This is a genomic window from Flavobacterium sp. CSZ, assembly GCF_015350725.1.
Taxonomy (GTDB): Bacteria; Bacteroidota; Bacteroidia; order Flavobacteriales; family Flavobacteriaceae; genus Flavobacterium.
Genome location: NZ_JADKPQ010000005.1, coordinates 148,118 through 162,749 on the forward strand (window position 1 = coordinate 148,118; position 14,632 = coordinate 162,749).

The 14,632-nt window shown below is 35.2% G+C and carries 8 protein-coding genes; 6 read left to right on the forward strand and 2 right to left on the reverse strand.

The features are described from left to right. The first annotated feature begins 80 nt into the window (after positions 1–80). Both IRZ78_RS07700 and pbpC read left to right on the forward strand, forming a co-directional pair. On the forward strand, positions 81–5,762 hold the full coding sequence (locus tag IRZ78_RS07700) for an MG2 domain-containing protein (RefSeq protein ID WP_194615973.1): 5,682 nt from the start codon (positions 81–83) through the stop codon (positions 5,760–5,762). A 132-nt stretch (positions 5,763–5,894) separates the two neighbouring features. Continuing rightward, positions 5,895–8,270 carry a penicillin-binding protein 1C gene (gene pbpC, locus IRZ78_RS07705; protein WP_194615974.1) on the forward strand — a complete coding sequence of 792 codons (2,376 nt, stop codon included), beginning with the start codon at positions 5,895–5,897 and terminating at the stop codon, positions 8,268–8,270. A gap of 554 nt (positions 8,271–8,824) precedes the next feature. Here the strand turns inward: pbpC and IRZ78_RS07710 are convergent. Beyond that, entirely contained in the window at positions 8,825–10,369 is a 1,545-nt protein-coding gene (locus IRZ78_RS07710) for a ribonuclease E/G (protein ID WP_194615975.1), read from the reverse strand. Positions 10,370–10,767: 398 nt separating this feature from the next. Beyond that, positions 10,768–11,058 carry an HU family DNA-binding protein gene (locus IRZ78_RS07715; protein ID WP_007805026.1) on the reverse strand — a complete coding sequence of 97 codons (291 nt, stop codon included), beginning with the start codon at positions 11,056–11,058 and terminating at the stop codon, positions 10,768–10,770. 140 nt (positions 11,059–11,198) lie between these two features. Here IRZ78_RS07715 and mutY point away from each other — a divergent pair, with 140 nt between their 5' ends. From mutY to gldD, 4 genes are read left to right on the forward strand one after another with little or no spacing between them, the layout of a single operon-like run. Then, on the forward strand, positions 11,199–12,245 hold the full coding sequence (gene mutY / locus IRZ78_RS07720) for an A/G-specific adenine glycosylase (protein WP_194615976.1): 1,047 nt from the start codon (positions 11,199–11,201) through the stop codon (positions 12,243–12,245). Positions 12,246–12,282: 37 nt separating this feature from the next. After that, the gene (gene ssb, locus IRZ78_RS07725; RefSeq protein ID WP_194615977.1) at positions 12,283–12,723 is read left to right on the forward strand and encodes a single-stranded DNA-binding protein; all 441 of its coding nucleotides are present in this window, start codon (positions 12,283–12,285) and stop codon (positions 12,721–12,723) included. A 23-nt stretch (positions 12,724–12,746) separates the two neighbouring features. Next, positions 12,747–14,042: a gliding motility-associated protein GldE gene (locus tag IRZ78_RS07730; protein ID WP_194615978.1), complete on the forward strand. Its 1,296-nt coding sequence runs from the start codon at positions 12,747–12,749 to the stop codon at positions 14,040–14,042. After that, positions 14,043–14,603, forward strand: a complete 561-nt coding sequence (gene gldD, locus IRZ78_RS07735; protein WP_194615979.1) for a gliding motility lipoprotein GldD — start codon at positions 14,043–14,045, stop codon at positions 14,601–14,603. Positions 14,604–14,632: the final 29 nt, after the last annotated feature.

Below are 14,632 nucleotides of genomic sequence, written 5' to 3' on the forward strand. Positions count from 1 at the left end.
CTAATAGTTATGCATTTAATTGTAAAAAGTTAAAATTTGCTGCCAATTTTGAATTTGTAACCTTATAATTCTATATAAAAGTGAAAGTAAAAGGATTAGTTCTCGCGTTTTGTGTGTTTATTATTTTTCAATCTTGTGGTAGAAAATCTGCTGCCGATTTCAATTCCGATTTTTCACTATTTAAAGATTATATCGTCAGCTTTACGGGGGGAATTGTTTCCTCGGAATCTGATATTCGGGTGGTTTTGGCTTTCGATAAAAAAGACTGGAAAGTCAATCAGGTTTTGGACAGCGATTTGCTGGATATTTCGCCAAGTGTCGACGGAAAAGTAGTCGCACTTTCGAGCAATACTCTGGCTTTTATTCCGGAGAAGAAATTAAACCCCGGAACAGAATATCAGGTGACTTTAAACTTAGATAAACTTACCGCAATTCCGAAAGAGAAAGAAAAGGAACTCTCGAAATTCAACTTCACGGTAAAAACAATCAAGCAGGATTTTACAATTAATACAGCAGATATTCAGTCGTACAGTAAACAATACCAATATTTGAATTGTGTACTTAAAACGGCAGATAATATTGATATTGAAACGGCTATAAAATTAGTTTCGGCAAGTCAGAAAGGAAATAATCTTAAGATTAAATTCGAAAAAAAAACAGGTACAGCCAAAGAATTTAATTTTATAATTGATAGTATCCAACGTTATGATGAGTCCACAAATCTGGAGATTGCGTACGATGGAAACGATTTTGATATCGATCAGAAAGGGCAATTAGATTATGCGATTACCAGTATAAACGAATTTAAAATTGTAAAAGTTGATGTTCCGGAAGGAAGTAATCAGTCGGTTTTGATTAATTTTTCGGAACCATTAGAAAAAGGACAGGATTTTAAAGGTTTGGTTTCGATTCAGAATACCAATAACTTAAAATTTTCAACTCAGGGAAATGTATTAAAAGTTTATTTTACGAATGAAGCTGCAGCTAAAAAAGAAGTTCCTGCTCCGGTCGTAGTACAGCAAACAGATTATGCTTCTGCTGATTCTACTTCGGTTACTGTTGATTCTGCTGTTGTTGCAGTGGATTCGGTTGCTGAAGAAGTAGTTGAGGTTGTTCCAGACGAAACCCCGGAACCGGTTATTACAGGAGAATTACTTCTGGAAGTTTTTGAGGGAATCGAAAGCCAGTACGGTAAAAAGATGGACTCGAATTACACCGAGAAAATTACTTTTGATCAGATAAAACCAAGTGTTCGCTTTATTAAAAACGGAACAATTCTGCCAAGTTCGAATAATTTAAAACTGAATTTCGAAGCTGTAAATTTAAGTGCTGTTGATGTAAAGGTATATAAGATTTACAAAAACAATATTCTGCAGTTTCTTCAATACAATCAATTAAACGGAAGTCAGAATCTTAAAAAAGTAGCACAGCCCATTGCGAAAACAACGCTCAAACTAAATGAAAGCGGCTTAATAACTCCAAGTAAATGGAATACGTTTGCCCTGGATTTATCTAAGATAATTACGCCGGAACCGGGAGCAATTTACAGGGTAGAATTTGTTTATAAAAAGAAATATTCTCTTTATAAATGCGACACTTCTGAAACTGAAGAAAATAATGATGACGAAGAAGAGGTTGACGAGAATGATGTCAACTACAGCGGAAACTCTTACGATGATTATGACTATGATTATGAAGGTTATGACTGGAGAGAAAGTGAAAATCCGTGTACAAACTCGTATTATTATAATGCTAAAATTGCCACCAATATTTTAGCCACAGATTTGGGTGTAATTGCGAAAAGAGGTGAGAATAAATCATATTTATTTGCCGTAAACAACATTGTTACTACAGAACCGGTATCTAATGCTAGAGTAGATTTATATACGTATCAACAGCAAAAAATAACTACTGGAGCTACCAGCAGCGAAGGAATTGCATCTTTTCAGCTGGATAAATTCGCTTATTTTGCAATCGTTACTTTGGGCGATCAGTCAACTTACGTAAAACTCGATGACGGACTTTCATTATCGTTAAGTAATTTTGATGTTGCCGGTGAGACTTTGCAAAAGGGATTAAAAGGATTTATTTATGGAGAGCGCGGCGTTTGGCGTCCGGGAGATAATTTGTATTTATCTTTCATTTTAAACGATGCTGCGAATAAATTGCCGAAATCACATCCAATAAAATTTAGACTGAATGACCCGAACGGGAAAACGACTTATCAGACGATTCAGAAAACAAATGAATTAAACCATTATTCATTTGTAGTTCCAACAAGTTCAGAAGCGCCAACAGGAAATTGGGAAGCCATGATAAGTGTGGGCGGAGCTAAGTTTTACAAAAGCATTAAAATTGAAACGATCAAACCGAATCGTTTAAAAGTAAAAAATAATTTCTCAAGAAAGACACTTTCATCTTCTTATCCAAACACAAGTAATCTTGAGGTTACATGGCTTCATGGCGCTATTGCGAAAAATCTGAATGTAGAAATGCAGGCTAAGTTTTCGCAACAAACAACTACTTTTAAAGGTTATGAAAAATTTACTTTTGATGATTTGGTACGTAAATTTAGTACAGAAGAAATCAATGTTTTTTCCGGAAAATTAAATGAAGGTGGAAAAGCGTCGGTAAATATTGAGCCAAAATTACAAGGTCAGGCTCCGGGAATGCTTCGCGCATCATTCATCACAAAAGTATATGAAGAAGGAGGAGATTTTAGTACAGATGTAATTTCGACGACTTATTCGCCTTATAAAGCCTATGTTGGTATAAAATCTCCGGAACCTAATAAATACGGAATGCTGGAAACCAGAGCCAACAATCGTTTTGAGGTGGTTACTGTTGATGAAAACGGAAGACCAAAAGCAGTTAAAAATCTTGAAGTTAGAATTTATAAAGTAGACTGGAGATGGTGGTGGGATTCTTCAAGTGATAATTTATCTAATTATAATTCATCGAACTCAACAACAGCTTATAAGTCTCTTACAATTGATACCGATTCCAGCGGAAGAGGAAGCTTTCAATTTACATTATCTGATGAAGAATGGGGACGTTATTTAATTCGCGTTTCAGATGAAACAAATGGTCATGCAACTGCTTTGACTGTTAATATTGACTGGCCAATTTGGTCCGGAAAAACACGTAACAGAGATGCATCGACAGCCAATATGTTAGTTTTCTCAACGGATAAGAAAAACTATGCAGTAGGTGAAAAAGCGCAGATATCTTTCCCTTCAAGTGAAGGCGGACGTGCTTTAATTTCGATCGAAAACGGATCAAGAGTAGTGCAGACGCTTTGGGCCAAAACAAAACAAGGCGAGACCAAAGTAGAGATTCCGATAACGTCAGCGATGGCTCCAAATGTATATTTTAATATTACACTTTTACAGCCACATGCTTCGACCAAGAATGATTCACCTATTCGTATGTACGGTATTGTACCTATCGAAGTTGTCGATAAAAATACCATTTTGGCACCTACACTCTCGATGCTTGATGTTTTAAAACCAGAGCAAAAATTCACAGTAAAAGTAGGGGAGAAAACCGGTAAAGAAATGACATATACCATTGCGGTTGTCGATGAAGGTTTATTGGATTTAACTCGTTTTAAAACGCCAAATGCGTGGGATAGTTTCTATGTTCGTGAAGCTTTGGGCGTAAAAACCTGGGACATTTATGATGATGTAATTGGCGCTTATGGCGGAAAAATAAATCAGATTTTCAGTATTGGTGGAGATCAGGATTTGGGCGGTGGAAAAGCTAAAAAAGCAAACCGTTTTAAACCTGTTGTATTGTATTATGGCCCTTTTAAATTAGAAAAAGGACAAACCAAATCGCATGAATTAAAATTACCAAAATACATAGGTTCAGTTCGAACTATGGTGGTGGCGGGTGATGCCAATACAAGTGCGTACGGAAGTGTAGAAAAAGCAACTCCGGTTCGTAGTCCGTTGATGGTATTGGCTTCATTGCCAAGAAAAATTTCACCTTCAGAAAAAGTGACTATTCCGGTTACGGTTTTTGCAACGGAAAGCAAGGTTAAAAACGTTTCGATTCAGATTAAAACAAGCGCCGGACTTAAAGTAATGGGAAGTGCCACTCAAAGACTGACTTTTGCACAACCTGACGAAAAAATGGCGTATTTTAATTTAGTTGTAGGTTCTGCAACCGGAATTGCAAAAGTTCAGGTTATTGCCACTTCAGGAAGCGAAAAATCGGTTTATGATGTCGAGATTGATATGACGAACCCTAATCCGGTTACGAGTACATTTACCGATGTTATTTTAGCGCCAAACAGCACCAAAACAATTTCATGGAAAACCTTTGGAGTGTCGGGAAGTAATAAAGCGAGACTGGAAGTTTCGTCTATGCCAACCATTAATCTGAATGGAAGATTGCAGTTTCTTATTCAATATCCACATGGATGTGTGGAGCAAACGACTTCATCAGTTTTTCCTCAGTTATTCCTGAATGATGTTGTTGATCTGGATGCAAATCGTAAAGCATTAATCCAAAAAAATATTACAGCAGGGATTACCAGATTAGGCAGTTTTCAGTTATCGAACGGAGGATTACCCTATTGGCAGGGAAATACAACTGGTGATGATTGGGGAACTTCATATGCAGGACATTTCCTGATTGAAGCAGAGAAAAAAGGATATGTGTTGCCAATAAACTTCAAATCAAAATGGACTTCGTATCAGCAAAAAGAAGCGAAACAATGGCGTTTTGAAGCTAAATACGGTAATGATCTGGCTCAGGCGTATAGATTGTACACCTTGGCTTTAGCTGGAAATGCTGATTTATCGTCAATGAACAGATTGCGCGAAACAAAAGGTATTTCGAACGAAAGTAAACTTCGTTTGGCTGCTGCATATGTTTTAGCCGGGCAAAAATCAGCGGGACAAAATCTACTGCTGCGTACCAGTATTGATAATGAATCAAGTGATTATAATTACTACTATTATGGTTCAAGCGAAAGAAACAGAGCAATGGCTTTAGAGACAATGTTACTTTTAGACCAGAAACAAAAAGCATTCTCGATGGCTTCAAAATTAGCCAAAGAAATGTCTAATAATCAATGGATGAGTACCCAAACTACTGCTTATTGCTTGTATGCGATGTCGAGATTTGCGGCAAATAATGGTCCAAAAGGAATTGATATTCAGTTTAGTAAAAACGGAAAAGGAGAAACAATAAGCACTCAAAAAACAATTGCCGACAGAAGTCTGGTGGTGCAAACGGGTTCTAATAGTATTACTTTAAAAAATAATAAAAGCAATACGATTTATGTTCGTGTTCTGAATACAGGAATATTGCCAATCGGACAGGAAAATGTAGTTCAAAGTGATGTTTCGGCAGCAATTGTTTTCAAAAACAGAAAAGGCGGCGTTATCAACGTTTCTAAAATAAATCAGGGAACCGAATTTGTTGCAGAGGTGACAGTTAAAAACCAAAGAAACGAAAGTGTTCAAAATGTAGCCTTATCACAAATTCTGCCTTCAGGTTTCGAAATTGTAAATACACGTTTCACAGATTATGGAGACGCTACAAACAATATTGCCGATTATATCGATATCCGTGACGACAGAACTAATTTCTATTTTGGAATGAAATCCAGAGAAACAAAAGTCTTCAGGATTCTGCTTAATGCATCCTATCTAGGTAATTATTATTTACCAGGATTGCAATGCGAAGCGATGTACGATAATACATTCCTGGCCAGAACAAAAGGATTCTGGGTTGAAGTGGTGAAATAGAAGATGAAATGGCCCACGGGTTTTACGGATTATACAGGTTGACATGGATTTTTTTATTGGATTGAATCAGATTAAAATTGATCTGCGAAAACCCGTTCAATCCGTTTAATCCGTGGGCCAAAACTAAAAGCTTTGAAAAATAAACTTATAGCGTTCTCAAAACGCATTATAAATTGGATTAAAAAGAATAAAATAAAATCAGCAATTGCATTTCTGCTCTTGCTGATTTATTATTTCTCTATACCCCGAACGTTGTTTCAGGAGCCTTATTCTACCGTTATAGAAAGTAAAGAAGGAGAATTATTAGGCGCTAAAATTGCTCGTGACGGACAATGGCGTTTTCCTGCGCAAGACAGCGTGCCGGATAAATTCAAAAAATGTATCGTTTATTTTGAAGACGAATATTTTTATAAACATCCGGGTTTTAATCCGGTTGCGATGGTAAATGCGATCAAACAAAATAGAAAAGCGGGTAAAGTTGTACGAGGAGGAAGCACCTTGACACAACAAGTGATCCGATTATCCCGAAAAGGAAAAGGAAGAACGTATTTCGAAAAGTTTATCGAGATTATCAAGGCAACGCGATTAGAATTAGGGTATTCTAAAAATGAAATTTTGGAATTATATGCCGCTCACGCACCTTTTGGAGGAAATGTTGTGGGGCTTGAAATGGCTGCCTGGCGCTATTTTGGCGTACAATCGAATCAATTATCCTGGGCAGAGAATGCTACTTTGGCCGTTTTACCTAATGCGCCGAGTTTGATTTATCCGGGTAAAAATCAGATTAAGTTACTGAATAAGCGTAATAGGCTTTTGCTGAAACTTCATAATGAAGGAATAATTGATCAACAGACGTACGAACTTGCTATCGAAGAACCATTACCTCAAAAACCGTATGATTTGCCTCAAATAGCGCCTCATTTATTGCAACGAGTAGCGAAAGAAGATGAAGGAACACGGGTAAAAACAACAATTGATTATGCTTTGCAGAATAGAGTCAATCAAATTGCGCGTTATTACTACAATCAGTACAAACAAAATGAGGTGAATAATCTGGCGATTTTGGTCATTGATGTTTCGAATCGAAATGTAATGAGTTATTTAGGAAACGCACCAACAGATAAAGATCACCAGAAAGACGTTGATATTATTGATGCACCTAGAAGTACGGGAAGTATCCTAAAACCCCTTTTATATGCTGCAATGCTTGATGATGGCGAACTATTGCCGAATACTTTAGTGGCTGATATTCCGACTCAAATTTCAGGTTATACGCCACAAAATTTTAATCTGACTTTTGACGGGGCCGTACCTGCACATCGTGCTTTGTCAAGGTCTTTGAATATTCCTTCTGTTTTGATGTTGCAGGATTTTGGGGTAAACAAATTTTATGAAGAACTGCAAAAGTTCAAATTAAGAGATATTAATAAAACGCCGGACCATTACGGGTTATCGCTTATTTTGGGTGGTGCCGAAAGTAATCTATGGGATTTGTGCCGAACTTACGCGAATCTATCTTCTACGGTGAATTATTACACTAAAAATAACGCAAAATACCGAACCAAAGAATTTACCGAACTCAATTTCAGAAACGATTTTGAGCCTGATTTTGGTTCCGAAACAGATCAGAAGAATATATTAGGCGCCGGATCGATTTGGTTAACGTATAATGCGATGGAAGAAGTAAACCGACCTGAAGGCGATGAAGCCTGGAAGTTTTATGACAGCTCCTTGAAAATTGCCTGGAAAACAGGAACGAGTTTCGGAAACAGAGATGCCTGGGCTATTGGAACAAATTCAAAATATGCTGTGGGAATTTGGGTCGGAAATGCAACAGGCGAGGGTAGACCAACTTTAACCGGAGTAACAAGTGCAGCGCCCATTTTATTTGATGTTTTTAATTTATTGCCTAGACAAAGATGGTTTCAAACACCTTATAAAGATCTGGATGAAGTTGAGGTTTGCCGTTTAAGTGGTTATTTGGCAAAAGAAGAATGTCCTAAAATCAAGCAATGGGTTTCTAAAAAAGGAAAATCCACTGCAGTTTGCCCTTATCATAAAAAGGTTCATTTAGATAAAACCGAAAAATTTCAGGTCAATAGCAGTTGCGAAAGCATTGATAATATAGTCACTAAAAATTGGTTTGTTTTGCCTCCCGTTATGGCGTGGTACTATAAAAGCCAGCATATAGAGTATTTGCCTTTGCCGCCTTTTAAAGAAGATTGTCAGGGAACGCAAACGACCACTATGGATTTTATTTATCCAAAGGCAAATAGTAAAATATATCTAACAAAGAATTTTAATAGCGAAGTCCAGCCTGTAATTCTAAAAGTTGCTTATTCCGAAAGGGATAAAGAATTGTTTTGGTATGTTGATAATGTGTATAAAGCAACCACAAAAACGTTTCATGAATTGCCTATTTCTCCAACGACAGGAATACATTATATTACGGTTGTAGATGCTTGCGGGAATGAAATTAGAAGAAAAATAGAAATTGTGAGGGAGTAACGGTGAAATATTTAAATTATGAAAACAATATATACCTACTTAATAGTTCTTTTTATATCATCAATATTTAATTGTTATACGGTTTTTGGATTTTTAGTTGACATAAATTCAAACAGAATACAAGGTTTTTGGCTTTTGTTTTATGCAATTATTTTACCAGTAAAGTCGATGACATTAGTTTTTAATAAATACAAAGCGTTCTCAAATTTTCATAAGTATAATTTGTTCGTATTTTTTTAGTACTCTTATTTCAGGAATAGGTTTTTTTGACTTCAAAAACTTTGTAATATTAGGAGATGGGGCTACAAAATATATAATAGGAGTAATCTATTTTACTTGTTTCATTTCTGCTTTTAGTTCATTAGTGATTTTTCAATGGAAAAGTAGAAGTTTTAAACGAAAGTTTTTTATGAAAATGGATAGCTGCAAATAACTCCTTAAAAAGAAATTTTAATTTTTAAAACTCCAAAATTGAAAATCGAAATGAGATTGCTTCGTTCCTCGCAATGAGCCACAAAAAAACCGCCAGTCTTTCGAAAGGCGGTTTTTGTTTTTTATTCTGAAATAACATTTCCTTTTTTATCGTAGAAATGATATTCTAAGTACGTGTAAGCGTCACGAGGTATGATTTTCACCCATTTCTTATGCTCAAAAAACCATTTTGAACGTAATGATGGAAAACCTTTACTGAGGTATGCAGCCACAAACGGATGTACATTAAGTACAACACCCTTGTGGGTTTTTAAAATTCTGTCCAGATCAGATGCGATTCTGTCAATGATCAAAATTGGCGCTTCAATTTCGCCATGTTCATTGTTTGGATCTTCTTCTCTAGTCTTAATATTTACTTCTGGTCTTACGCGTTGTCTGGTAATTTGAACTAAACCAAATTTACTAGGCGGTAAGATTTTATGCTTTGCTTTATCGTCGCTCATTTCTTCTCGCAAGAAGTCGAACAAAACCTTCCTGTTTTCAGGATTAGACATATCGATAAAATCAACTACGATTATCCCACCCATATCACGCAAACGAAGTTGTCTGGCAATTTCAGCGGCTGCAATCATATTTACTTCCATGGCGGTGTCTTCCTGATTAGTCGCCTTATTCGAACGGTTTCCGCTATTTACGTCTATAACGTGAAGAGCTTCAGTATGTTCGATGATAAGATATGCGCCTTTACTCATGGAGACGGTTCGTCCAAATGAAGTTTTGATTTGTCTCTCTATATTGTATTTCTCGAAAATTGGAGTGTCATTTGATTGATAAAACTTAACAATCGATTGTTTTGAAGGTGCAATTTCTTGCAGATATTCCTTCGTTTGATGGTACAACTCTTCGTCATCTATCTGAATACCGCTAAAGGTATCGTTGAATACATCTCTTAATATCGAAGAAGCTCTGTTGAGTTCTCCTAATACTTTTGAAGGATGATGAGCAGTTGGTAATTTTTTACACATTGCAGTCCATCTGCCAAGCAGGTTCTGCAAATCTTTTTCTAATTCGGCTACGTTTTTGCCTTCGGCTACTGTGCGAACAATAACACCAAATCCTTTAGGTTTGATCGATAGAACAAGTTTTTTTAGTCGGTCCTTTTCTTTTTTGTCTTCTATTTTTTGAGAAATAGAAACGCGGTCAGAAAACGGAACGAGAACAATAAATCTTCCTGCCAATGAAAGCTCAGCGCTTATTCTTGGACCTTTGGTCGATATAGGTTCTTTTACAACTTGAACTAAAACAGATTGATTGGCACTTAAAATATCAGTAATGATGCCATCTTTGTCAATCTCTTTTTCAAACTGAAAGGTTTTTAGGGAGAAATCTTTTATTTTACCTGCGCTTACAAGTTTTATGAATTTCAGTTGAGAAGCTAAGTTAGGTCCTAAATCGTGATAATGTAAAAAGGCATCTTTTTCGAAGCCTACATTTACAAAAGCAGCATTAAGTCCGGCAACGGGTTTTCGTATTTTGGCAATAAAAATATCACCAACCTGAAAGTTGCTTTTCTCTTCTTCCTTGTGTAATTCAATTAGTTTTCCATCTTTTAATAAGGCAAAATCTACGGCTTCAGAACTAGATCTAATGATTAATTCTTTATTCACACTGTAAATTTTTATCTGTTTTTTCAGAAAATAGAGTATAGAGAGAAGAGCATAGATTCAAAAAAAAATCTAAAATCTAATGTCTAAGATCTAAAATCTTATCTACAGATGGATTAAACAATATTTTTTAACAGGTATTGAACCCGGGGAAAAAGAAGATTAATAGAAAATAGAGCAACGAAGATAGATTTTTACGTCTATATTCTATTTTCTTTTTTCTTTCATCTTTTTTTCAATTTCAATGAACTTTTAAAAAGAAAAAAGTAGTTTAAAACTACTTTTTCTTTTTGTGACGGTTAGCTCTCGCTCTTTTTTTTCTTTTGTGCGTAGCTACCTTATGTCTCTTTCTTTTTTTACCACTTGGCATATCGTGTCGATTTTATGATTAATTAATAGTATTATTTTGCTTCGTTATTTGTTTTTACTCCTTCTACAAAAACTTTTGCAGGTTTAAACGCAGGAATGTTGTGTGCTGGAATCTTGATAGTGGTGTTTTTAGAAATGTTTCTACCTGTTTTTTCAGCTCTGGTTTTTACGATAAAACTACCAAATCCTCTTAGGTAAACATTGTCTCCAGTTTCTAGTGAAGTTTTAACTTCTTCCATAAAAGTTTCTACTGTTGCTTGAACATCTCCTTTTTCAAGACCTAGTTTCTCTGAAATTTTCGCTACGATATCTGCTTTCGTCATTTTCTTTCCTATTTTATTTTATAAATGGTGTACTATTTTTTTGAGTTTGCAAATATAGGAATTAAAAAAATAATTAATCAAGCTAATTCGTTAAATTTTAATTACATAAACATTTACTTTTGTATTCTAAGTATTTTGCAATGAATTTTTCTAACATATTGATAAAATGGTATTTACAAAACAAACGTGATTTGCCATGGCGAAAAACGGCCAATCCATACCATATTTGGCTCTCAGAAATTATGTTGCAACAGACTAGAGTTGCGCAGGGAACGCCGTATTTTTTTGCTTTTACGGAGGAATTTCCTACTGTATTTGATTTGGCAAATGCCTCAGAAGAGCAGGTTTTGAAACTTTGGCAGGGATTAGGGTATTATTCCCGCGCCAGAAATTTGCATAAAACGGCTCAATTTGTTTCAAATGACCTTAATGGAGTTTTTCCCGGGAACTATAAAGATCTTTTAAAATTAAAAGGTGTTGGTGAATATACCGCAGCGGCAATTGCTTCTTTTTCTTATAATGAAGCTGTTCCCGTAGTCGACGGAAATGTGTTTCGTGTACTTTCGCGTTATTTTGATATCGAATCTGATATTTCTCTTCCTGCAACAAAAAAAGAATTTACGGAGCTCGCTTACGAATTAATGCCAAAAGATGATCCTGCAAGTTTTAATCAGGCAATAATGGAGTTTGGTGCTTTGCAATGCGTGCCTAAAAGTCCGGATTGTTCTATATGTGTTTTTAATGATAGTTGTGTTGCACTCCAAAAAAAGAAAGTATCGGTTTTACCGGTAAAATCAAAAAAACTTAAAGTGACCAATCGCTTCTTTAATTATTTAATACTAGAAGATGTTTTAGGCAATACCTTAATTCAGAAAAGAACCGCCAAAGGTATCTGGCATAATTTATATGAGTTTCCTCTTTTTGAAACTGCAGAAATTGTTGATTTTGATGTGGTTTCAAAAGCTGTCGTAAATGATGTTTTTCCTTCTTATACTATATTAGGTATGGAAGGATGTAATGAAACTACTGTTGTGCATAAACTTTCGCATCAACATCTTCATATTCAGTTTTGGAAGGTTAAAATTGCAGAAATAATCGAAAACGGATTGAATTCCAGTGAATTAAAAACTTTTCCTTTTCCTGTAGTGATTTATAATTTTATAGAAAAGCAAGAAATAAATTGCTAAAAAAATGTATCTTTGGGATAAATACCACTGTAAAATTATGAATGGAACATTAAATAAAGTGATGCTAATTGGCCATTTAGGCGATGATGTGAAAATGCATTATTTTGATGGCGGAAACTGTATAGGTCGTTTTCAATTGGCTACAAATGAGGTTTATATCAATAAAACGACCAATGAAAAAATAACTTCAACAGAGTGGCATAATTTAGTTGTACGCAATAAAGCCGCCGAAATTTGCGAAAAATACCTTTCTAAAGGAGATAAAATCTATATAGAAGGGCGTATAAAATCACGCCAGTGGCAAGCTGAGGATGGTACTACAAAATATACCACTGAGATTCAGGTGACCGAGTTTACTTTCCTGACGACCAAAAAAGAAACTGGAAATCATAAACCGCAGCAGGAATCAGAACCAGCAAAAAACACTAACTTTGATGCGACAAATGAAGGTTTGCCTATAAATGACTTACCTTTTTGATTGTTTAACTAATCTTTTTTAATTTGGACCCGGAGCCCAGTTTATTTTTTAATACCACTTTAGACATCAATTTAATCATTGGTTTTGTCGGAATATTTATTTTGCTGTTTCTTTCGGCAATTGTTTCAGGTGCCGAAGTAGCGCTTTTTTCTTTATCTCAAAAAGACATTGACGAAACATTGCAGGAAAATAATCCAAGAGGGAAAATTATTTCGAATCTTTTAGATAAACCCAAAAAACTTTTAGCCACCTTATTAGTAGCCAATAATTTTTTTAATATTGGAGTTGTTATTTTGTTCTCTTTTATAGGACAAAATATTTTTGCGAATGTAAGTTCTCCGGTCTTTAAGTTTATACTCGAAATCATTCTGGTTACTTTTCTTATCTTATTGTTTGGAGAAGTTTTGCCTAAAGTTTACGCCAGCCGCAACAATATAAAATTCGCAAAACGCGTTGCATATCCAATCGCTATTTTAGATACATTACTATCGCCAATAAGTTTGCCTATGCGCAGTGTTACGCTATATTTGCACAACAAACTAGGGAAACAAAAAAATAGTTTTTCGATAAATCAGCTTTCGCAAGCCTTAGAGCTTACAGATTCTGAAGGTACATCAAGCGAAGAACAGAAAATCCTGGAAGGAATTGTTTCTTTTGGAAATACCGATACAAAACAAGTAATGAGCCCGAGGATTGATATTTTTGCGTTAGAAATATCGGAGCCATTTTCAGTAATTTGTCCAAAAATAATCGAAAAAGGATTTTCAAGAATTCCGGTTTACAGGGATAATATCGATCAGATTGAAGGAGTTTTATTCGTTAAGGATTTACTGCCTCATATTGATAATGATGAGTTCGATTGGACTTCTTTGGTAAGAGAAGCATTTTTTGTTCCTGAGAATAAAAAACTCGACAATCTATTAAAGGATTTTCAGAGTCTTAAAAGCCATTTGGCAATTGTAGTTGATGAATATGGCGGAACATCAGGATTAGTCTCTCTGGAGGATGTTATTGAAGAAATAGTAGGGGATATAAGCGATGAGTTTGATGATGAGAATTTGAATTTCTCTCAAATCGATGAAAAGAATTTTCTTTTTGAAGGAAAAATTAACATGAAAGATTTTTACAGAATCGTAGATGTTAATGAAGATGTTTTTGAATCTCACAAAGGTGAGGCAGAAACGTTAGCCGGATTTATTTTAGAAATTTTGGGTAATTTCCCTAAAAAAGATCAAAAAGTAGCTTTTGAAAATTGTGTCTTTACGATAGAAACAGTCGATAAAAAGCGTGTTAAACAAATAAAAGTAACAATAGATTAAATGTTTAAAAAAACAATTTCGATAGCAACAATTTTACTGGCATTGACTGTTTTAAGTTGTAAAGATGATGTGGTGCCTAAGCCATCAGGTTTTCTTCGTTTAGATTATCCGGAAGCAAAATATGTTAGTTTTGAAAACAATTGTCCGTTTGCCTTTGATATGAACGAAGGGGCTGTAATAAAAGGTGAGAAAGATTGCGGATTTGCGATTACCTATCCTAAAATGAAAGCAACAATTTACCTTACCTACAAACCTGTAAACGGCAATATTGAGAAATTGCTGAAAGATGCTCAGAAACTTACCTACGAACACGTAATTAAAGCCGATGATATATTAGAACAACCCTATTTAAACCCTCAAAAAAAGGTTTATGGTATGTTTTACCAAGTTGACGGAAATGCGGCTACAAACTCTCAGTTTTACCTTACCGATAGTACAAAGCATTTTATAACAGGATCCGTTTATTTTTATGCTAAGCCAAACTTTGATTCAATTATGCCGGCGGCGAGTTATATCAAAAATGACATGCAAAGATTAATGGAAACTTTGAAGTGGAAGTAAATAAAGAAGACATAAAAAAAGGGCGTTTA

Coding starts and splice junctions, on each gene's coding strand:
- IRZ78_RS07715 (WP_007805026.1), bottom strand. CDS start 11,058: ATGACGAAAGCAGATATCGTAGCGAAAATTTCAGAGAAACTAGGTCTT.
- mutY (WP_194615976.1), top strand. CDS start 11,199: ATGAATTTTTCTAACATATTGATAAAATGGTATTTACAAAACAAACGT.
- ssb (WP_194615977.1), top strand. CDS start 12,283: ATGAATGGAACATTAAATAAAGTGATGCTAATTGGCCATTTAGGCGAT.
- gldD (WP_194615979.1), top strand. CDS start 14,043: ATGTTTAAAAAAACAATTTCGATAGCAACAATTTTACTGGCATTGACT.